Consider the following 20,560-nt stretch of genomic DNA (forward strand, 5'->3'; position numbering starts at 1 on the left):
TTGCACTCATTGGGGACGCACTCATTGGGGACAGACTTACATGAGTGCTTTCATGCATTGGGAACAGACGTAACGCATGCCGGCAGCGGTTCGGCCCCTGCCTCACGCCGCCTCGTTCCAGCCTGCGGTGGCCTTGGTTACGCTTGTGGCGCCGATACCGGTGATACGGGCAATTTGCTTGACCGTGAGATGCGCCCGCCTGAGCCTCAGCAGACACGCATCACGTTCGGGGTGAGGCAGGGCCTTGAGCAGCGCAGGATCAATGCTCGGCAGGGCCTCGCGTGCGACGGTAAGGGCATCCTCGTCGGGAATCCGTCGACGCGGAAGAATCTCAACTGACCAGATCCGCCCGGCAACTTCCTTAAGATGCTCGCAATAGCGACGAGACCCCCCGACAATATCGAGCATAGGGGCCGCATCGCAGATGTCAAAGGGATCGTAGCCCAGCTGGTATGCCCTAAAGCTTGACCAGCGGTATGCTTCAAGTGAGTCGATCGCCCCTTTCACAGGATTGAGATGGATATAATCGAGTAGCTGCACCGCCTGTGTGTCAGACTCAACCGCAACACGCGAATAGCGATTGTCAAACAGGTGGCCCGTTCTCCCCGTTTTCCCGTTGAAATATTTAGCGTACGCCATCAGAGCACACTGCATCGCCCTTGAAAGGTTGTCATATGGGTCATCAACCATCAAATGGAAGTGATTGTCCATAAGGCACCAAGCCAACACCGCCACTTTATGGCGTGCAAACCTGTCCGAGATATCCGATAAGAAACGATAGCGGTCGGAGTCATCTTCAAAAATAATCTGTTTGGAATTGCCGCGGTCATAGACGTGGTAATAGCCGGTGAGCGAAACGGCGCGGGCGCATCGGGGCATAATCTCTCCTTTCAAAACTGTACAGGCAACACCTAAAAGGAGAGAAGCAACGCGAAATGCTGAGCCTGTGACCTATTTATATACAATGAACGACAAAAACATGCCCAAAACGACAAAATGACAAATCGATGTCTGTCCCAAATGAGTGAAAGCACTCATATAAGTCTGTCCCCAATGAGTGGGGCGATGCGGCAAACGAAAAGTTAAAAGTTATAGTTGAAACGTTTCAATTTATTGAAGCGTTTTAGTGTGCCTTTTACGGGAATCTTACCGTTTACCGAATTATTTCTTGCTATCATGCAAGACGTAGGGTAAATCTCCGATCGCAAGGAGACACAAATGGTGAAAAAGTCACCGGAAAACACTACTCCCGCAATTGTGGACAACGTAGAGGCGCTTGAGGCTAAGCTCGCTCAGATGCGAGAGGCCCAGGCGCTTTTTGCTACGTACACGCAGGAGCAGGTCGACAAGATCTTCTATGAGGCCGCCATGGCCGCCAACAAGGCTCGTATCCCGTTGGCGAAGATGGCCATCGAGGAGACCGGCCGCGGCGTTCTTGAGGACAAGGTCATCAAGAACCACTACGCCGCAGAGTACATCTACAACGCTTACAAGAACACCAAGACCTGTGGCGTTCTGGAGCGCGACGAGGCCTACGGCATCACCAAGATCGCCGAGCCCATCGGCATCGTGGGCGCCGTCATCCCGACGACCAACCCCACCTCCACCGCGATCTTCAAGACGCTGATCAGCCTGAAGACCCGCAACGCCATCATCATCTCCCCGCACCCGGCTGCCGCCAAGTGCACCATCGCCGCCGCCAAGCTCGTGCTTGACGCCGCCGTCAAGGCCGGCGCCCCCGAGGGCATCATCGGCTGGGTCGATGTCCCCTCCATCGAGCTGACCAACATGGTCATGCGCGACGTCGACATCATCCTCGCCACCGGTGGCCCGGGCATGGTCAAGGCCGCCTACTCCTCGGGCAAGCCCGCCCTGGGCGTTGGCGCCGGTAACACCCCGGTCGTCATCGACGACACCGCCGACGTGCTGCTCGCCGTCAACTCCATCATCCACTCCAAGACCTTCGACAACGGCATGATCTGCGCTTCCGAGCAGTCCGTGACCGTCATCGACACCATCTATGACCAGGTTAAGGCCGAGTTCCAGAAGCGCGGCTGCTACTTCGTCAAGCAGGGTGCCGAGATGGAGGCCCTGCGTGCCGCCATGTTCAAGAACGGCGCCCTCGATCACCGCATTCCCGGCATGGCTGCCGCCAAGATCGCCGAGCTCGCCGGCATCGAGGTTCCCGCCAAGACCAAGATCCTGATCGCCGAGGTCACCTCCACCGACCCCGCCAAGGAAGAGTTCTCCCACGAGAAGCTCTCCCCGGTCCTGGCCATGTATCACGCCAAGGACTTCCAGGAGGCCGTCGACAAGGCCGAGCACCTGGTGCTCGCCGGTGGCCCGGGCCACACCGCCTCTCTGTACGTGCACCCCGCCCAGGCCGAGAAGATCAGCCTGTTCGAGCACGTCATGAAGGCCTGCCGTATCGTCATCAACACCCCGTCTTCGCACGGCGGCATCGGTGACCTGTACAACTTTGGCATGAAGCCGTCTCTGACCCTGGGCTGCGGCTCCTGGGGCGGCAACTCCGTCTCCGAGAACGTTGGGGTGAAGCACTTGATCAACGTTAAGACTGTGGCCGAGCGCCGTGAGAACATGCTGTGGTTCCGCGCTCCCGAGAAGGTCTACTTCAAGAAGGGTTCCACGCCCGTCGCCCTCGACGAGCTGGGCAACGTCATGGGCAAGAAGCGCGCCTTCATCGTCACCGACCAGTTCCTCTTCAAGAATGGCAACACCCGCGCCATCGAGGCCAAGCTCGACGAGATGGGCATCGCCCACGACTGCTTCTACGACGTCGAGCCCGATCCGTCGCTGCAGTGCGCACGTCGTGGTGCCAAGCAGATGGCTCTCTTTGAGCCGGACGTCATCATCGCCGTCGGCGGTGGCTCCGCTATGGACGCCGGCAAGATCATGTGGATGATGTACGAGCACCCCGAGTGCAAGTTTGAGGACATGGCCATGGACTTCATGGACATCCGCAAGCGTATCTTCACCTTCCCCGAGATGGGCAAGAAGGCCTACTTCGTCGCCGTCCCGACCTCCTCGGGTACCGGCTCCGAGTGCACGCCGTTCGCCATCATCACGGACAAGGAGACCGGCATCAAGTGGCCGCTCGCCGACTACGCGCTGCTCCCCAACATGGCTATCGTCGACGCCGACAACTGCATGACCGCCCCGCGCGGCCTGACCGCCGCCTCCGGCATCGACGTCATGACCCACGCCATCGAGTCCTACGTCTCCATCATGGCTTCCGACTACACCAAGGGCCTCTCCGAGCGCGCTGCTAAGCTCGTCTTTGAGAACCTGCCCTCCAGCTTCACGAACGGCGCCAAGGACCCGCACGCCCGCGAGGAGATGCACAACGCCTCCTGCATGGCCGGTATGGCCTTCGCCAACGCCTTCCTGGGCCTCAACCACTCCATGGCCCACAAGCTCGGCGCTTTCCATCACCTGCCCCACGGCATCGCCAACGCCGTCATCCTGACCCGCGTTATGCGCTACAACGCCGCCGAGGCTCCCGTCAAGATGGGTACCTTCTCTCAGTATCCTTACCCCAACGCGCTGCACAACTACGCCGAGATGGCCAAGTACTGCGGCATCGAGGGCAAGGACGACAAGGAGGTCTTCGAGAACTTCATCACGAAGCTCGAGGAGCTCAAGGACTTCATCGGCGTCAAGAAGACCATAGCCGACTACGGTGTCGACGAGCAGTACTTCCTCGACACCCTCGACGAGATGACCGAGCAGGCATTCAACGACCAGTGCACCGGCGCTAACCCGCGCTACCCGCTCATGAGCGAGATCAAGGAGCTCTATCTGGACGCCTACTACGGCCGCGAGCCTCAGGATTACGCCGTCTGCTAGTTCTAGCACGGTTTTTAACGGCGGGGGTGCACGGGTGTTTCACACACCCCCGCCGTCGCTTCTATCGCATCGTTGAAAGGATGCAACCATGCTGCTACCCGATTCCAAGACCGAGCTCGTCCGCCGTGGCAACAAGGTCGTTTACGACCTGGGCGACAAGATCGTCAAGGTCTTTAACGAGACCAAGCCCGTCTCCGACGTGTTCAACGAGGCTTTGAATCTTGCCCGCATCAATGAGTGCGGCATCCGCAGCCCCAAGGCTCTCGAGGTTTCCCAGCTCGAGAACGCCAACGGCTGGGCGCTCGTGACCGAGAAGGTTCCGGGCACCACCCTTGCCGAGAAGATGACTGCCGAGCCCCAGCGCTTTGGTGAGTATCTCGAGATGTTCGTCGACCTCCAGATCGAGATCCACGGCTACACCTCCCCGCTGCTCAACCGTCAGCGCGACAAGTTCGCCCGCATGATCGACAGCCTTGATCAGCTCAATGCCACCACGCGCTACAACCTTCAGGAGCGTCTGGACGGCATGACCAAGGAGTTCAAGGTCTGCCACGGCGACTTCAACCCCTCCAACGTCATCGTCGGCGACGACGGCCAGCTCTATGTGTGCGACTGGGCACACGCCACCCAGGGCTCCCCTGCTGCCGACGTTGCCACCACCTACCTGCTCTTCGCCCTCAACAGCAAGGATCAGGCCGAGGCCTACCTGGAGCTCTACTGCGACCGCGCCGACATGCCCATGCAGGTCGTGCGTCAGTGGACGAGCATCGTCGCCGCTTCCGAGCTCGCTCGTAAGCGCAACGTGAACGATGAGTTCCTGAAGAACTGGATCGACGTCGTCGATTATCAGTAATATCTGAGCGATTTATTTCGCATCGGAGGCACAAGAAAACCCCGCAGCTCATATGGGCTGTGGGGTTTTCCTTTACCCATCGAGTTTATTCACGCAACAAAATAGACTGCTCCGCATCTCTTCCTAAGAGAGATACGGAGCAGTCCCGCAATTACATCTAATAGCAGAAACGTCGATTAACGGCGGGCCGCCTTCACAAGCTTGGAAACCTTGGCGACGACCTCATCGATCGCCACGTCCTCGCGCTCGCCCGTGGCACGGTCCTTGAGCTCGACGGTGCCGTTCTTAAGGCCACGCTTGCCGAGCACCACCTGATACGGGAAGCCCATAAGGTCGTTGTCGGCAAACTTAAAGCCGGGACGCTCATCGCGATCGTCGACGACGACCTCGATACCCTCGGCGCACAGGCCATCAACGATCTGCTCGCAGACAGAAGCGCACTCCTCCTTCTTGGGGTCGAGCGGAATCACCGCAACCTCGTACGGGGCAACGGAGACCGGCCAAACGATGCCGTGCTCGTCGTTGTGCTGCTCCACGACGGCAGCGAGCGAGCGAGACACGCCCACGCCGTAGCAACCCATAATCAGCGGCTTCTCCTTGCCGTCCTCGTCCATAAAGGTGGCACCCATGGCCTCGGAGTACTTGGTGCCCAGCTGGAAGACCTGGGAAACCTCGATGCCGCGGGCAGCAGAGAGCGGCTTGCCGCAGTGCGGACAGGGATCGCCGGCAACGACGGTAACCAGGTCGGCCCACTCATCGACGGTAAAGTCGCGATCGGGGCAGGCACCGGTAAAGTGATAGTCGACCTCGTTGGCACCGCAGGCCCACTGCTTGGACTCGCGCAGGCTCTCGTCGCACACCAGACGGATGCCCTCGGGCAGGTTGACCGGTCCGATAAAGCCCTTGTGCAGCCCGTTCGCCTGAAGTTCCTCGTCGGTCATCATGCGATAGCCCTTGCCAAAGACATGCTCGGCCTTACAGTCATTGAGCTCGTGGTCGCCCGGGACAATGGCAACGACCGGCTTGCCCTCGGCGTCGATCAACGCCAGCGACTTGCGCGTACCGTTCTCGGGGAAGCCGAAAAACTTGGCGACGGCCTCGATGGTGCCCATACCCGGAGTCTCGACCTTGGTAAGCGTGCCGTCGCCGGGGCCCTCGGTCACAACGACCTTGGTGCTTGCGGCCTCATCGTCGGCAGCAAAGCCGCAATCGTCGCAGTAGACGAGCGAGGCCTCGCCGGCGTCGGCCAGAGCCATGTACTCGACAGAGGTGTCGCCGCCGATCTCGCCAGAGTCGGCGACAACGGGCAGAGCCTTGATGTAGCAGCGCTCGCAGATGTTGGCGTAGGCCTGCTTCATCTTGTCGTACTCCTCCTGCAGACTCTCCTGCGTGGCGGAGAAGCTGTAGGCGTCCTTCATGATGAACTCGCGGCCGCGCATCAGGCCAAAGCGGGGACGGAACTCGTCGCGGAACTTGTCCTGAATGTGGTAAAGGTTGACGGGCAGCTGTTTGTAGGAGCGCAGCTCGTTGCGCACCAGGGCCGTGACGGTCTCCTCGTGCGTGGGGCCAAGGACGAACTCGCGACCGTGACGGTCGTCAAAGCGCACAAGCTCCTTGCCATAGGCGTCGATGCGGCCGGACTCACGCCACAACTCGGCGTCGACCATAATGGGCATCATGAGCTCCTGGGCACCGGCGGCATTCATCTCGTCGCGCACGATATTCTCGATCTTGCGAATCGAGCGCCATGCGAGCGGCAGGTAGGAATACAGACCGGCGGCCTCCTTGCGGATCATGCCGGCACGGAGCAGCAGGCGGTGGCTGGCGAGCTCAGCGTCCGCCGGATCCTCTTTAAGCGTCGGCGCATAGAGCTTAGACATATACATTGCTCGGGTCATTTATTTCTCCTCAATAAGTTTGTCGACCTCTGCCATAAGCGCGTCGACAATTTGGTCCTCAGCTACTTTACCAATGATCTGGCCATGCGAAAAGAGCAAGGCCTGACCACGTCCGCAAGCAACGCCCAGGTCGGCATCAGAAGCCTCACCGGGGCCATTAACGGCACATCCCATCACAGCGATAGAAAGCGGCGCGGAGTAGTTCTTAAGCCGCTCGGTGACCTCCTCGGCGATGGGAATGAGGTTAACCTGGCAGCGAGCGCACGTGGGGCACGAGACAATCTCAGGGCCACGGCGACGCAGGCCCAGCGACTGCAGAATACCCCAGGCAACCGGCGGCTCCTCAACCGGATCGGCCGTGAGAGAGACACGCATGGTGTCACCAATACCCTCAGACAGCAGAATACCAAGGCCCACCGAGCTCTTAATGGTGCCCTGAAGCTTGGTACCCGCCTCGGTTACGCCCAGGTGAAGCGGAACGTGGGGAATCTCACGCGACAGGGCTCGATAGGTATCGAGCGTCGTATGCACGCTATGGGCCTTGGCCGAAAGCACAATGTTCGTAAAGCCGCGGTCCTCAAAGTGCTTGACGAAGCGCTCGCTCGACATCACGAGCTTCTCGGGCTGCGTGAGGTCGTCGCGCTCGGCGATGTCCTGCTCGAGCGAACCGGCATTGACGCCGATACGAATCGCACAACCCGCGGCACCCGCAGCATCGATCACCGCGTCGACCTTAGCCCAATCACCGATATTGCCGGGATTGATGCGCAGCTTGGCGGCACCAGCCTCGACGGCGCCGATGGCGAGCTTATGGTTAAAGTGAATATCGGCAACAATCGGCACCGGAGACTCAGCACAGATGGTACAGAAGCCCTCGAGCGCGGCCTCGGTGGGCACGCTCACACGCACGATATCGCAGCCAGCCTGCGCCAACGCGCACACTTGCGCAAGCGTTGCCTGGGCATCAGCGGTATCGGTGCAGGTCATGGACTGAACCACCACCGGCGCGCCGCCGCCGATCTGCACGCCGCCCACATGCACGGGGCGCGTCAGCTCGCGCGGCAAAGAATGGGATAGAGACAATCCAAACACTCCCCTACAGAATGAATCGAAGGATGTCGGAACGAAGCATATAGACAAACAGCAACGCGAAGAGCGCGACGCCCACATAGCTCACGATTGTCTGGACCTTGAGCGGCAGCTCGCGGCCAGCAATCTTTTGAATGATCTCAATAAGCAGCTTGCCGCCGTCGAGCGGCGGGATGGGCAGCAAGTTCATAAAGCCCAGTGAGAACGAAATGAGCGCGGCAAACGACAAGAACGTGATGGGACCGGCAGCAGCTGCCTGCGAGGACATGACGCTAATACCCACGATCGAAGAGGACTGATCGAGGATCTCCATCGTATGCTGCGGCTGGAGCAGGCGCATCACGCCCTCCGCTGTCTGCGCAACATAGGAGAATGACAGACGCGCCGAGGTGATGGGGTCCAAACGGACTAGCTCCGTAGAAGCATACACACCTAACCGCTCGTCCTCTTTGAGCGCAACCGAGGTCGAACGCTGCTTGCCGTCGCGCTCATACTCAATGGCGATATCGTCCTTACCGGCGGCCTTGCCGATAGCATCGTAGACGTCCATCCAAGTGGAACATGAGACACCGTCGACCGAAAGGATCGCATCACCGGCCTCGATACCCGCCTTGGCGGCAATAGACCCCTCGTCAACCTGACCGATCACGTTGGTATCGATCGGCACGGTGACACCCGCAATGGAATAGATGCTCATAAGGAGCAAAAAGCCCGTCAGGATATTGACGATAATGCCCGCGAGCAGCATAAAGGCGCGTTTGACAAAACCCTGGCCCAAATAGGTGTGAGAGCGCTCTTGCGCCAAGAAATCAGCCTCGCCGCACGGCAGCACCCACACATCGCCCTCGGCAGTCGCATGCTCTCGATCGAACCGGCGGCCGTCAAAGGTGGTGTAACCCGCAGCGTCTCGAGGCAGTGTCTGATACTTGGTGGGATAGTAGCTCGGTGAGGGCTTCTCCCCTTCCTCATACCAAGGTGCGATGGAGCCCCAGCCCAGCAACAGAGCACAAGCCTCGAGCACATCTTCCTCGGAAAGCTCGAGCTCGACAGCAAGGTCGGCCACGGTCACGCGACCATGACGATAGATAGCCGCGAGCACGCGATCGGCACACGAAACATCGGTCGGATCCATACCGCAGATGGCAGCGTAGCCACCCAGCAGCAGCGGGGTCACGCCAAACTTGGTTCCAATGCGACGCGACGTGTAATGGATGTCAAAGCGGCACGGCAGGCCCAAAAAGAACTCGGTCACACGGACGCCGCAGGCACGCGCCGCCAAAAAGTGGCCGCCCTCGTGCAAAAACACGAGGACGGAAAGCATCAGCAGGCCCCAAAAGACCGATGAGAGAACGCTCAGAACAGTATCCATAAAACGAAAAAGAAATCCTTATGGGTTAGGAACGGGTTGCGGCGAGCACCTGCGCAGCCTTTTCACGCGCCCACGCATCGATGTCGCGAAGCTGCTCAAACGAATCGACCGCCTGCATATCGTGGGCATCCATGCAGGATTCCACAATGCGATCGATATCGGTAAAGCTGCAGCCATCGTGTAAGAAGGCATCGACGGCGACCTCATTGGCGGCATTGAGCACGCACGGCATGGTGCCACCCGTCTTGCCGGCACGCTCGGCCAGTGCCAGACAGCGGAAGGTATCCATGTCGGCAGCATCAAACGTGAGCTGCCCCAACTCGCGAAAATCGATACGAGGCGCCGGGGTATCCCAACGCTCGGGATACGAGAACGCGAACTGAATGGGAATACGCATGTCGGAAGCACCGAGATGCGCCATCACGGAGCCGTCGGCGAACTCGACCATAGAGTGAATCTTGGACTGACGCTGCACGACCACGTTGATGAAATCGAGATCGCAGTTAAACAGATGCATGGCCTCAATGCGCTCCAGGCCCTTGTTCATGAGGGTAGCGGAGTCGATGGTGATCTTGGCACCCATGGCCCACGTGGGATGTGCGAGGGCATCGGCACGCGTCACGCGGTCGAGCTCGCCGCGCGTGCGGCCAAAGAACGGACCGCCCGAGCAGGTGAGCCAAATACAATGAGCATCGCGTGGGTTCTCCCCCAGATAGCACTGGTAGATGGCGGAGTGCTCAGAGTCGACTGGAATAAGCTGGCCCGGTTGCGCCAACGGCATAAGCAAGTCGCCACCGACGACGAGGGACTCCTTGTTGGCAAGGGCAAGGCGCTTATTTGAGGTCAAGGCCGCATGGCTCGCCTCGAGACCGGCGGCACCCACAATAGCGACGAGCACGCAGTCGACATCGTGGCGACGCGCGAGCTCGCAAACCGCCTGCGCGCCAACGCCGAGCTTCGTGCCCTCGGGCAACTCCTGCAGCACGGCGTCATCGCCATGAGCGACATCGGCCACGGCAACCGCCGAAACCGAAAACTCGCGGGCAGCGGCAACGAGCTCGGAGGTACTGGAGTTAACGGACAGCGCCGTCACCTGCAGGCGATCGGCATGCTGGCGGCACACATCGAGCGCCTGGGTGCCGATGGAGCCCGTACAACCCAGGATGGCAACACGGAGGCGTCCATCGGGGCCATACGTCGTCTGGAATGACATTACAGCACGCCTCCGATCATCAGCATCAGCTGCGCGGTGATGCAGCCGAAGATAAGCGAATCGCTACGATCGAGCATGCCGCCGTGGCCCGGGATAAGGTTACCGGAATCCTTAACGCCCACACCGCGCTTGATGCGCGACTCGATAAGGTCGCCGATAACGCCCAAAATGGACACCACCACGCCGCACAGCAGCGCATAGGGCAGGCTGAGTTTGTAGAAGTGCGTCGCCCACAGGATGAGCCAAATCAAAACCGAGCCCAGGATGCCGCCAACAAACCCCTCCCAGCTCTTTTTGGGAGAGATCTTGGGAACCATCTTGTGTTTGCCGATACGGCTACCCACGATGTAGGCAAACGAATCGGAGACCCAAAGGGACGCGCAAACGCCCACCGAAAGCAGGGCGCCGGCAAAACCGGGCACGGCATCGCGCAGCAGCACGATAGCCGACAGCATAAAGCCAGTGTAGATGGGACCCATGAGCGTCACGGCCACATCAGAGATGCGGGTACGCGGCGACCAGACATACCAAATGCCCACAGCGAGCATCAGGGCAAAAAGCAGGGCATTCAGCAACATCGAATCGCCCAACGCCGACAGCGGAAAGAGTACGGCGGCAGCGATACCCATGCGCTCGTTAGCCATCTTGCCATCGAGCCTCGTCATACGGAAAAACTCATAGCAGCACAGACCGCTCATGACAGAAACAAAGATGGCCGTGGGGACGATACCCAAAACCAGGCACAGGATAAAGACAACGGCGTAGACGATACCGGCGGCGGCGCGGGTGATAAAGCCAGCCAGCCACGAACCGGTGCCGTTCTTTGCTGCAGGCGCTCCCGCAGCGGCAGCTTTGCGCGCAGGCGCCGCGGAAACTGGCGTCTTGGGAGCAGATGCCTTGGGACGATCGGACACGATTAAGCCTCCTCGGTCTTGCTCAGTCCACCAAACCTACGGTCACGGCCCTGATAGGCCAAAATGGCGTCGACAAGGCCCCAGCGATCAAAGTCGGGCCAATAGGTATCGGTGACGTAGAACTCGGAATAAGCCACCTGCCACAGCAGATAGTTCGAAAGGCGCAGCTCACCAGAGGTGCGAATCACAAGCTCAGGATCGGGAAGACCGGCGGTATAGAGGTGGGATGCCACCATGTCGTCATCAATTGCGGCAGGATCGATCTTACCGGCGGCAGCGTCGACTGCGATCTGACGGACAGCGCGGGTAATCTCGGCACGCGCGCCGTAGTTGACGGCAAGCGCCAGCGTCATACCGGTGTGATCGGCGCACTCGGCAAGACCGCGTTCAAAAACGTCGCGGGTCTTCTTGGGCAGCGCGGAAATGTCACCCAAAAAGACAACGCGCACGTTTTCGCGCTTCAGAAGCGGCAGCTCGTCGATAAACGTCTTAGCAAACAAATGCATCAAGACGTTGACCTCATGCTGCGGGCGGTTCCAGTTTTCGGTAGAAAACGCATAGGCAGAAAGCACGTCGACGCCCAGACGCACGCAGGCAGTAATGATCTCGCGAAGGGAGACGATACCCGCCTTGTGGCCCTCAGTGCGTGCAAGACCGCGCGACGTGGCCCAACGACCGTTGCCGTCCATGATGCACGAGATATGGTGCGGAATGTTATTGAGGTCAAGGTCGGAAAAACCGACGCCCGCAGGGGCGTCGGCAAAGTACTCGACCAGTTTATGCTCGTCGTATTGCACCTTAGATCTCCATGACCTCGGCTTCTTTTTCCTTCAGAAGCTCCTCGACCTTGGCGACATACTCATCGGTGTGCTTCTGGACCTTTGCCTGCTCGCGACGGACATCGTCCTCGGTGAGCTCCTCATCGCGCTCGAGCTTGTTGTTGAAGTCGCGACGGATGTTACGGATAGACACCTTGGCCTGCTCGGCGTACTCGCGGCACTCCTTGACGAGCTCGCGACGGCGCTCCTCGGTGGGAGCCGGGAACGGCAGACGAACGACGGTGCCATCGGAGTTGGGGGTAATACCCAGATCGGAAGCGCCGATGGCCTTGACGATAGCGTTGATGAGCGCCTTGTCCCACGGCTCGATGAGCAGCATGTGGGCCTCGGGGGTCTTTACGGCGGCAACCTGCGTGACCGGCGTGGGAACACCGTAATAATCGACGGTGATGTCGGACAGAATGTTAGCGTTGGCGCGGCCGGTACGGACCTTGGAGAAGTTATGCTTGAGGGACTCGAGCGACTTGTCCATGTGGGCGGTGATGTTCTCTGCCATGCTTAATCCTCCTGATAGACGAGCGTGCCGACGGGCTCACCCGAAAGCGCGCGCTTGACGGTGTCCTCGCCATCGATGTTGAGGACCAAAATCGGCATACGGTTATCCTGGCACAGTGCCGTAGCCGTGGAATCCATAACCTGCAGACCGCGGACGAGAACCTCGTGATAGGTAATCTTGTCAAACCGGACGGCGTCGGCACACTTGACGGGATCCTTGTCGTAGATGCCGTCAACCTTGGTGGCTTTAATCAGAATCTCGGCGCCGATCTCGCACGCACGAAGAGCCGCGGCGGTGTCGGTCGTAAAGTACGGATTGCCCGAACCGGCGGCAAAAATAACGACGTTGCCCTTGGAAAGGTGATTGATGGCGCGACGGCGAATATAGGGCTCGCAGATCTCGTTCATCTGGATAGCGCTCATCACGCGGCAGGGAACATCGTTATGCTCGAAGGCATCCTGCAGGGCGAGCGCGTTCATAACGGTTGCCAGCATGCCCATGTAGTCGGCCTGAGCACGCTCCATGCCACCGGCAGCGCCGGCCATGCCGCGGAAAATATTGCCGCCGCCGACAACGACGCCCACCTCATGGCCAACGGCGAGCAGCTCCTTGACCTGCTTGGCAAGATGGTCGGTAACCTTGGGGTCGATGCCATATTGGCCGTCGCCCATCAGTGCTTCGCCGGAAAGCTTAAGAAGCACGCGTTTATATCGGATGTCGGACAAAGCGATCCTCCTTTAGATTGAACTCTCAACATTCTATCAAAGGCTCTACGAAGAGCCATGAAAAAGCAGGCTGTGAGTAAAACCCACAGCCTGCTCATTACCAGCTACAAGAGCTTATTTACTCGCCACGGACCAGACGGTCAAAGGCAACGACGGTAATGGTGTCGCCGAGCTCCTTGGAGACCTGCTCAGCGTACTTCTTGATGGTGAGGGAGCTGTCCTTGATGAACTCCTGCTCGGTGAGCACGGACTGCTTGTAGAACTTCTCCAGACGGCCGACAGCCATCTTCTCCTGGATAGCCTCGGGCTTGCCGGACTCGGCAGCCTGAGCCATGTAGATCTGCTTCTCGTGCTCGACGGTCTCGACCGGAACCTGATCGCGGGTAGCGCAGATCGGGGCGACGGCGGCAACCTGAAGGGCAACGTCGTGAGCGAAGGTCTTGAAGGACTCAGCCTGAGCGGTCTCGGCCTTCTCGAAGGCGAACTCGACGAGGACGCCGATCTTACCACCCATGTGGATGTAAGAAGCGAGCGCGCCGTTCTCGGCCTTACGGGCGGCGAAGCGGGAGATCTTCATGTTCTCGCCCATGATGTGAATCATCTCGGTGAGCTCGGAGGAAACGGTCTCCTCGCCCATCGGCTTCTCGAGCAGAGCGTCGACGTCGGCAGGCTCGGTGGTAGCGACAACCTCAGCGACCTTGGAAGCAAAGCCGGTGAACTTGGCGTTGGAGCCAACGAAGTCGGTCTCGCAGGAGAGCTCGAGCAGAGCGCCGGTCTTGCCATCCTCGGAGACGAACGCGGCGACAGCGCCCTCGTTGGTCTCGCGGCCAGCCTTCTTGGCAGCCTTGGCAAGGCCATTCTTACGCAGAACGTCGACAGCGGCGTCCATGTCGCCGTCAGCTTCGACGAGAGCCTTCTTGCACTCCATCATCGGGGAGTCGGTCATCTCGCGGAGCTGCTTGACCATAGCGGCGGTAATCTGGGCCATTGTGGTTCCTTTCAAAGAGATGAAAAAGAATTAACTAAGACTGATTTACTCGGCCTTGGGCTCAGCGGCCATCTCGGCCTCGGAGACCTGCTCCTTGCCGGAGCCAGCGAGGCAGGCGTCAGCCATGAGCTCGCACATAAGGGTAACAGCGGAGATAGCGTCATCGTTGCAGGGGATGCCGTACTCGACCTCGTCGGGATCGGAGTTGGTGTCGATCAGAGCGACGACGGGGATGTTCAGACGCTGGGCCTCCTTGATGGCGTTCTCCTCGCGCTTGGTGTCGATGACGAAGAGAGCCTGGGGCAGACCCTTCATGTCGCGGGCGCCACCGAGGTTGGTCTGGAGCTTGGTGAGCTCCTTACCGAGCACAGCCTGCTCCTTCTTGGGAAGCACTGCCATGCGGCCGTCCTCGACCATGGCCTCGAGCTCCTCCATGCGGTTGATGCGGGAGCGGATGGTGACGAAGTTGGTCAGCATGCCGCCGAGCCAACGCTGGTTGATATAAGGCATGTTGGCGCGCTCAGCAGCGTTCTTGACGGCCTCCTGAGCCTGCTTCTTGGTGCCGACGAACAGCACGTTGCCACCCTTGGCGACGTTCTTGACGAAGGTGTAGGCCTGGTCGGCGTCGAGGATGGTCTGCTTGAGGTCGAGGATGTAGATGCCGTTGCGCTCACCGAAGATGAACGGCTTCATCTTGGGGTTCCAGCGACGGGTCTGGTGACCGAAGTGGCAGCCGGCCTCGAGCAGGGTGCGGATATTAATCTTGGTAGCCATGTTAAACCTCCTGTGGTTTGCCTCCGCGCGGGGTCATCCTCCAAAACCAACCCGGACATGTGCTACCAAAGCCCGGGCACCACGGTATGAAGTAGCCGCGCGTGCGTGATAAAAACCTGTTGCCGTGAAGCAACCCGATGAATGATAGCAGGAATGCTTCTTCCTGCCAACCCGCAATCAAAACCACACACCTGAGTGCGGCGCAGGACGTCCCAGCCACTATTCGCCGCGGGGATGGGCTTGAGCCACGGCCCGCTTAAGCCGATCGGGCGTGAGATGCGTGTAGATCTGCGTCGTGGACAGGCTCGCATGACCCAGCAGCTCTTGAACCGAGCGCAGGTCCGCACCGCCCTCGAGCAAGTCGGTCGCAAAGGTATGGCGCATCGCATGCGGGGCGATGTCGGCCGGAATGCCGGCGAGCGTCGCCAGCGTATGGAACCGCCGCCTGAGCATGGCGGCGCTCATGCGATTGCCGCGCGCCGATATAAGCAGCGGATGCGGCCCGGTAGCGGGGTCACGGCGCTTTGCCCGAGCGAGCAACTCCGGCCTCCCCTCCTCTATATAGAGACGCGTCGCCTCGAGCGCACGACGATACAGAGGGACGATACGTTCCTTGCTCCCCTTGCCCCACAGGCGCAGCGTGCGTTCGGACCAAGCGATGGACTCCACATTGAGTGCTGCGAGCTCAGAGATACGAGCACCCGAGGCATAGAGCAGCTCGAGCATCGCCGCATCGCGCAGTCCAGCGGGCGTCGAGGTATCAGGCGTCTTGAGCAGCGTCTCGACCTGCTGGGTCGTAAGGACGCCCGGCAGGTCACGCGGCAGCTTGGGCGATGCGATCGCCGAGACCGCATCGCCCTCGACAATCCCCTCGGCAGCCATCCAGCGATAGAGCGATCGAATAGCCGACAGATGCGCCGCAAGCGTTCGGGGAGCCACCTGCTCACGCGAAAGCTCGGCAAGATAGCGACGAATGGTGCGCACGTCGGCAGCGAAAGCATCGATATCCTCACGCTCGCACCAGGCAGCAAAGCGCTCCAGCCGCGAGCCATAGGCCGTCACCGTGTTGGGAGAAAGTCCCTCGACGCGTGCGATATAGGCGATAAACGAGTCGACGGTGTCGTACAGGTCAAAGGCTATGACCGGTCGCCTCCAAACAGATCGGGGCGAGTGGCCAGATAGGCATCAAGAGCCTCGAGCGCACGGTCCGCATAGGCCTGGTAGCGGTCGCGCTTACTGCGGCGCATGCCGTCCTCGAGCGGCGGCACCAAGCCAAAGTTGACGTGCATGGGCTGATAGCCCACCGTTGCCGGATCGGTCGCATAGCCCACGAGCGCGCCCAGGGCGCCCACGCGCGGCAGCTCGACGCCCGTGGCACCGATAGCCTCGGCATAGGTGTTGAGCGCCGCGAGCAGACCGGTCGCCACGGCCTCCATATAGCCCTCGGTGCCGGTGATCTGACCGGCCAGGCGCACACCGGTACCGGGCACGGCAAAGGTGCCATCGAGCACGTGCGGGGCGTCGACAAAGGTATTGCGGTGCATGACACCGTAGCGGAAGAACTCGGCGTTCTCCAGACCCGGCACCATATGGAAGACGCGCTTCTGCTCGCCAAAGGTCAGGTTGGTCTGGAAGCCCACCAGGTTATAGGCGGTCTTCTCCTTGTTCTCGGCACGCAGTTGAATCGCCGCCCAGGGGCGACGTCCGGTACGCGGGTCGGTGAGGCCGACGGGCTTCATGGCGCCAAAGCGAATGGCGTCCTTGCCGGTGCGCGCAACCTCCTCGGCAGGCTGGCATGCCTGGAACAGATCGCCGCCCTCAAAGTCCTTGAGCACCACGCGGTCGGCCGTGGTAAGCGCCTCGATAAAGGCCTCGTACTCCTCCTTATTGAGTGGAGCGTTGAGATAGTCGCCGCTCCCCTGTTCCTCGTAGCGCGACTGCGAGAACAGCACGTCCATATCGAGCGTGGAGGCATCGACGATCGGCGCCGCGGCATCGAAGAACGCAAGGGCGTCGCCACCGACGAGCTTCATGACCTCTTCGCTCAGTGCCGGCGAGCACAAGGGGCCAGCGGCAATGACCACATGGCCCTCGGGAATCTGCGTGACCTCGCCATGAATGATCTCGATATTGGGACGGGCGGCAACCTCGGCCTCGACAAGCTCGGAAAACTTGACACGGTCGACCGCCAGGGCCCCGCCGGCGGGAACGGCCGCACGATGGGCGCAATCGAGCAGGGCCGAGCCCATGCGCTCAAGCTCGGCCTTCAGCAAACCAGCCGCAGAATCCGGACGGGTCGACTTAAACGAATTGGAGCAGACGAGCTCTGCCAGGTGATCGGTATGGTGGGCCGGGGAGCTCACCTGGGGGCGCATCTCGCACAGCTTTACGGCAAACCCGCGGTCTGCCAGCTGGATCGCGCATTCCGAACCCGCCAGACCGCCACCGATAACCGTCACCTGATCAAACAGCATCTGCAAACACCTTTCTAATTGACACGTTTTCCATTGTGACCGAAGGGTGTCTGGGCGTGAAGGGCAAACTTGGAGGGCGCATACCTTCCATCCATCATGCGCTCGATAAGGCCCTCGAGCTCAAGCGAGCCCAAGAGCTTGAGCACTCCGACGGCATCGAGCGAGACAAGCGCCGCGATGTCGTCGACCTTGAGCGGAGAGGCGATGAGCGCATGCATCACGGTCTGCTGTGTTGGATCCAGGTCGGCAATGCCGGGCGCATCGGGGCGCGAGTAGCGCAGGGTGCCGTAGATGCGTGAGATAGCCATCTCGATAGATTCCTCGTCGATGATGCAGCAGGCCCCGTTCGCAATGAGGTAATTCGTGCCACGCGACTCGGGCGATAGGATCGACCCCGGCACGGCAAGAAGTTCGCGCCCCAAATCCATAGCAGCCTCGGCTGTAGAAAACGTCCCGGAAGGCATACCTGCCTCGGATACAAAGAGGGCTTGTGACAGTGCCGCGATCACGCGATTGCGGCGTGGAAAGGCAAACTTGCGCGGACCCATGCCCCACGGGGATATCGACACGACCGCGCCACCCGTATCGAGCGTGCGCGTAATAAGCCCCGCACTCGAACGCGGGTAGGCCACGTCGGCACCCGTCCCCAGCACCACGACGTGTTTGCCGCCGGCGTTGACCGCAGCCCAACCCGAGGCCTGGTCACAACCGACCGCGCCGCCCGAAACAACCGTCACGCCCGCCTCGACCGCCACCTTTGCCGCAAGCTCTGCCACGGCAAGACCATACGGCGAGGCCTTGCGCGCGCCGATGATGGAGAGCGCAGGCGTCGAAAGCACCTCGGGGTTGCCGCGCACATAGAGCGTCTGGGGAACATCAGAAAGCTCCAAAACAGTCTCGGGATACAACGCGTCACCTGGATGCAGCTCGAAGGTCCCCTCGGCCATCACTGGTCCCTCCTTCCCTGGTACATCGCCGCCTCGAGCACGTGGTCCTGCGTCACCTGCTCGCTCTCGGCGACGTCGGCGATGGTACGCGAGATACGCACCAGGCGCACGATGCCGCGGCCCGTGAGATGCGTGCGCTTCGACAGGCCGAGCACACACTTCTCCGCCGCAGCATCGAGCTCAAAAGTCGAAACGACGCCGTCAATGGACCGCGTCGCGTCATCCTCGGCCTCGGCATCCACATCGTCCATACGGGACTCGCGCCAGGCGCGAAAGGCGCGACCGCGCACAACGTAGTCACGCAACTCGGCCGACGACATACCCTCCGCACCCTCGATAATCACTTGGGGGTCGGGACGGGTCACATCGATCATCATGTCGATACGGTCGGCCAAAGGACCGCGCAGCTTTGCCCGATAGCGCTCCACCATCGATGCCGAGCAGCGGCATGGCACCTCGCGATCGCCCAAAAAGCCGCAGGGGCAGGGATTGCTCGCGGCCAGCAGCTGAAAGCGCGACGGGAAGGTAAAGGCCCCATCGACGCGTACGATCCTCACATGGCCGCGTTCGATAGGCTGACGCAGCGTCTGCAGCACACCCGTGGGAAACTCGGCAAGCTCGTCCAAAAAGAGCACGCCGCCATGAGCCAGGCTGATCTCACCCGGATGCACCGGGCGTCCTCCGCCGATAAGGCCTGCGATCGAAATACTGTGGTGGGGACTGCGGAAGGGCCGATGACCTGCCAATAAGCCATCGATGTTCTCGCCCAAGACCGAATGGATGCACAGCGCCTCCTGCTGATCCTCAACGGAAAGCTCGGGCAGGATGCCGGTCATACGGCGCGCAAGCATCGTCTTGCCCGATCCAGGGGACCCGATCATAAGCAAACCGAGCTCACCCGCTGCCGCCAGTGCCATGCCGCGTTTGGCAACCTCCTGCCCCAGCACGTCGGCATAGTCGAGCTCGGGCTCAAAGGTCGCCTCGAGCACTTCAGAATCCAAGTAGTGCCGCGCGGCATCGCCCATTCCATGAGCAAGCTGAGACAAATGATCGATAAAGCCGCAATCCACGCCCGCAAGCGGCACATGCTGATCGGACCTGCCAGCGATAAAGGACAGCCCCATATCACGCGCCAATAGCTGAAACGCCACCTCGCCCTTGACAGGAAGGACCGTACCGTCCAAGCCAAGCTCACCTGCGATAAGACAACGATCGAGGTTGTCGCGGGGAATCTGACCATCGGCCGCCAATACCGCGATGGCGATGGGCAGATCAAAGCCGCTACCGGTCTTGCGAATATCGCCGGGCGCCAGATTGACCGTAATGCCCGAGCGCGGGATCTCGAACCCGGCGGAGCGCATCGCACAGCGAATACGACCGCGTGACTCCATCACCTCCATACTCGGAATGCCGAGCATCTGAATGCCCGGAACGCCGCCGGCAAGCGAGACCTCGACCGTGACGGGAATCGCCTCGACGCCGCGGATGCAGGCCGCGTGAACGGCAAACGTCTCGAACGCCATCACGACACCTGCCAATCGAACGCATTGTACTGATGCTCGATCTCGGCGATATGCCCGCCGCGGATGGTGACGCCCACGGCATCGAAGCGAATCGCCTTGAGTGGATAATGCTCCATGAGGTAGCAACTTGCGATGCGGCGGTAGCGGCGTTGCTTTTGGGCGTTCACCGCCTCCTCGGGAAACACCCGCGTGTCGCAATCGAGCGCAACCCGCCTGGTCTTGACCTCGGCCATCACCACCACATCGTCGAGCTCATCGAGCAGCACCAGATCGGCCTCGCCCTCGGTGCAACGATAACCCTGCTCCAGCAAGGTGTAGCCGCGCTCGTTAAAGTAGTCGATGGTGATCAGCTCGCCCAGCATGCCCAGCTCGCGGGGACTGAGCCCCTTGATAAACTCGGGCGTCATCGCCCCGCAGTCGAGATCGCCGTTTTCCCAACGCTCCTTGAGCTGCTGCGTCTTGCTCTTTTTGCTTGCGGCACTCATGGGGTCTCCTTTCCCGCACACTGCATTGCCCCGATGATGAGGGCACCTTTCATGCGGGTAAGTACCGGAAGCAAACCAAAAGCTGACCAAATGCCAACAAAAAACG

18 protein-coding genes are annotated in these 20,560 nt (G+C 60.5%); 2 read left to right on the forward strand and 16 right to left on the reverse strand.

Annotated features, from left to right (window positions below):
* Positions 1 to 102 precede the first annotated feature (102 nt).
* The gene (locus tag DW195_RS02510; RefSeq protein WP_118205729.1) at positions 103 to 879 is read right to left on the reverse strand and encodes a transposase; all 777 of its coding nucleotides are present in this window, start codon (positions 877 to 879) and stop codon (positions 103 to 105) included.
* Between the two features lie 339 nt (positions 880 to 1,218).
* On the opposite strand from DW195_RS02510, the gene adhE reads away from it, so the two are divergent.
* Positions 1,219 to 3,867: a bifunctional acetaldehyde-CoA/alcohol dehydrogenase gene (gene adhE / locus DW195_RS02515; protein ID WP_117716641.1), complete on the forward strand. Its 2,649-nt coding sequence runs from the start codon at positions 1,219 to 1,221 to the stop codon at positions 3,865 to 3,867.
* An 88-nt stretch (positions 3,868 to 3,955) separates the two neighbouring features.
* Positions 3,956 to 4,720 (forward strand): aminoglycoside phosphotransferase family protein, encoded by a 765-nt coding sequence (locus DW195_RS02520; RefSeq protein WP_006236119.1) that lies wholly within the window; start codon positions 3,956 to 3,958, stop codon positions 4,718 to 4,720.
* Positions 4,721 to 4,896: 176 nt separating this feature from the next.
* Here DW195_RS02520 and DW195_RS02525 read toward each other — a convergent pair whose 3' ends face one another.
* From DW195_RS02525 to DW195_RS02595, 15 genes are all read right to left on the reverse strand, one after another.
* On the reverse strand, positions 4,897 to 6,618 hold the full coding sequence (locus DW195_RS02525; RefSeq protein WP_233540794.1) for a proline--tRNA ligase: 1,722 nt from the start codon (positions 6,616 to 6,618) through the stop codon (positions 4,897 to 4,899).
* Positions 6,619 to 7,701, reverse strand: a complete 1,083-nt coding sequence (gene ispG, locus DW195_RS02530; protein ID WP_118205730.1) for a flavodoxin-dependent (E)-4-hydroxy-3-methylbut-2-enyl-diphosphate synthase — start codon at positions 7,699 to 7,701, stop codon at positions 6,619 to 6,621.
* A gap of 13 nt (positions 7,702 to 7,714) precedes the next feature.
* The gene (locus DW195_RS02535) at positions 7,715 to 9,076 is read right to left on the reverse strand and encodes an RIP metalloprotease (protein ID WP_118205731.1); all 1,362 of its coding nucleotides are present in this window, start codon (positions 9,074 to 9,076) and stop codon (positions 7,715 to 7,717) included.
* A 25-nt stretch (positions 9,077 to 9,101) separates the two neighbouring features.
* Positions 9,102 to 10,289 carry a 1-deoxy-D-xylulose-5-phosphate reductoisomerase gene (gene dxr / locus DW195_RS02540; protein WP_118205732.1) on the reverse strand — a complete coding sequence of 396 codons (1,188 nt, stop codon included), beginning with the start codon at positions 10,287 to 10,289 and terminating at the stop codon, positions 9,102 to 9,104.
* Positions 10,289 to 11,203 (reverse strand): phosphatidate cytidylyltransferase, encoded by a 915-nt coding sequence (locus tag DW195_RS02545; RefSeq protein ID WP_233540795.1) that lies wholly within the window; start codon positions 11,201 to 11,203, stop codon positions 10,289 to 10,291. Before DW195_RS02545 ends, dxr begins: the two co-directional genes overlap by 1 nt.
* Positions 11,204 to 11,205: 2 nt before the next feature.
* Positions 11,206 to 12,000, reverse strand: a complete 795-nt coding sequence (locus tag DW195_RS02550; RefSeq protein WP_117629174.1) for an isoprenyl transferase — start codon at positions 11,998 to 12,000, stop codon at positions 11,206 to 11,208.
* Position 12,001: 1 nt separating this feature from the next.
* The gene (gene frr, locus DW195_RS02555; RefSeq protein WP_006236112.1) at positions 12,002 to 12,538 is read right to left on the reverse strand and encodes a ribosome recycling factor; all 537 of its coding nucleotides are present in this window, start codon (positions 12,536 to 12,538) and stop codon (positions 12,002 to 12,004) included.
* Between the two features lie 2 nt (positions 12,539 to 12,540).
* A complete protein-coding gene (gene pyrH, locus DW195_RS02560) occupies positions 12,541 to 13,263 on the reverse strand; it encodes a UMP kinase (RefSeq protein WP_035138557.1) in 723 nt (240 codons plus the stop codon).
* Positions 13,264 to 13,381: 118 nt separating this feature from the next.
* Positions 13,382 to 14,251 carry a translation elongation factor Ts gene (gene tsf / locus DW195_RS02565; RefSeq protein WP_118205733.1) on the reverse strand — a complete coding sequence of 290 codons (870 nt, stop codon included), beginning with the start codon at positions 14,249 to 14,251 and terminating at the stop codon, positions 13,382 to 13,384.
* A gap of 45 nt (positions 14,252 to 14,296) precedes the next feature.
* Complete coding sequence (gene rpsB, locus DW195_RS02570; protein WP_006236109.1) at positions 14,297 to 15,025, reverse strand: 30S ribosomal protein S2; 729 nt, start codon at positions 15,023 to 15,025, stop codon at positions 14,297 to 14,299.
* Positions 15,026 to 15,244: 219 nt separating this feature from the next.
* Positions 15,245 to 16,165 (reverse strand): tyrosine recombinase, encoded by a 921-nt coding sequence (locus DW195_RS02575; protein ID WP_118205734.1) that lies wholly within the window; start codon positions 16,163 to 16,165, stop codon positions 15,245 to 15,247.
* A complete protein-coding gene (trmFO, locus tag DW195_RS02580; protein WP_118205735.1) occupies positions 16,162 to 17,499 on the reverse strand; it encodes a methylenetetrahydrofolate--tRNA-(uracil(54)-C(5))-methyltransferase (FADH(2)-oxidizing) TrmFO in 1,338 nt (445 codons plus the stop codon). The genes DW195_RS02575 and trmFO overlap by 4 nt, the downstream gene beginning before the upstream one ends.
* 14 nt (positions 17,500 to 17,513) lie before the next feature.
* Positions 17,514 to 18,446 carry a DNA-processing protein DprA gene (locus DW195_RS02585; RefSeq protein WP_118205736.1) on the reverse strand — a complete coding sequence of 311 codons (933 nt, stop codon included), beginning with the start codon at positions 18,444 to 18,446 and terminating at the stop codon, positions 17,514 to 17,516.
* Positions 18,446 to 19,969, reverse strand: coding sequence for a YifB family Mg chelatase-like AAA ATPase (locus DW195_RS02590; protein ID WP_118205737.1), 1,524 nt, complete (start codon positions 19,967 to 19,969; stop codon positions 18,446 to 18,448). The genes DW195_RS02585 and DW195_RS02590 overlap by 1 nt, the downstream gene beginning before the upstream one ends.
* On the reverse strand, positions 19,969 to 20,454 hold the full coding sequence (locus DW195_RS02595; RefSeq protein WP_118205738.1) for a YraN family protein: 486 nt from the start codon (positions 20,452 to 20,454) through the stop codon (positions 19,969 to 19,971). Before DW195_RS02595 ends, DW195_RS02590 begins: the two co-directional genes overlap by 1 nt.
* Positions 20,455 to 20,560 lie beyond the last annotated feature (106 nt).

It is taken from the genome of Collinsella sp. AM17-1 (assembly GCF_003470665.1).
GTDB lineage: Bacteria > Actinomycetota > Coriobacteriia > Coriobacteriales > Coriobacteriaceae > Collinsella.

Excerpts from the sequence above, each read along its gene's own strand:
- DW195_RS02510 (WP_118205729.1), bottom strand. The coding sequence starts at position 879 with ATGCCCCGATGCGCCCGCGCCGTTTCGCTCACCGGCTATTACCACGTC.
- adhE (WP_117716641.1), top strand. The coding sequence starts at position 1,219 with ATGGTGAAAAAGTCACCGGAAAACACTACTCCCGCAATTGTGGACAAC.
- DW195_RS02520 (WP_006236119.1), top strand. The coding sequence starts at position 3,956 with ATGCTGCTACCCGATTCCAAGACCGAGCTCGTCCGCCGTGGCAACAAG.
- DW195_RS02525 (WP_233540794.1), bottom strand. The coding sequence starts at position 6,618 with ATGACCCGAGCAATGTATATGTCTAAGCTCTATGCGCCGACGCTTAAA.
- DW195_RS02535 (WP_118205731.1), bottom strand. The coding sequence starts at position 9,076 with ATGGATACTGTTCTGAGCGTTCTCTCATCGGTCTTTTGGGGCCTGCTG.
- dxr (WP_118205732.1), bottom strand. The coding sequence starts at position 10,289 with ATGTCATTCCAGACGACGTATGGCCCCGATGGACGCCTCCGTGTTGCC.
- frr (WP_006236112.1), bottom strand. The coding sequence starts at position 12,538 with ATGGCAGAGAACATCACCGCCCACATGGACAAGTCGCTCGAGTCCCTC.
- tsf (WP_118205733.1), bottom strand. The coding sequence starts at position 14,251 with ATGGCCCAGATTACCGCCGCTATGGTCAAGCAGCTCCGCGAGATGACC.
- rpsB (WP_006236109.1), bottom strand. The coding sequence starts at position 15,025 with ATGGCTACCAAGATTAATATCCGCACCCTGCTCGAGGCCGGCTGCCAC.
- trmFO (WP_118205735.1), bottom strand. The coding sequence starts at position 17,499 with ATGCTGTTTGATCAGGTGACGGTTATCGGTGGCGGTCTGGCGGGTTCG.
- DW195_RS02585 (WP_118205736.1), bottom strand. The coding sequence starts at position 18,446 with ATGGCCGAGGGGACCTTCGAGCTGCATCCAGGTGACGCGTTGTATCCC.
- DW195_RS02590 (WP_118205737.1), bottom strand. The coding sequence starts at position 19,969 with ATGGCGTTCGAGACGTTTGCCGTTCACGCGGCCTGCATCCGCGGCGTC.
- DW195_RS02595 (WP_118205738.1), bottom strand. The coding sequence starts at position 20,454 with ATGAGTGCCGCAAGCAAAAAGAGCAAGACGCAGCAGCTCAAGGAGCGT.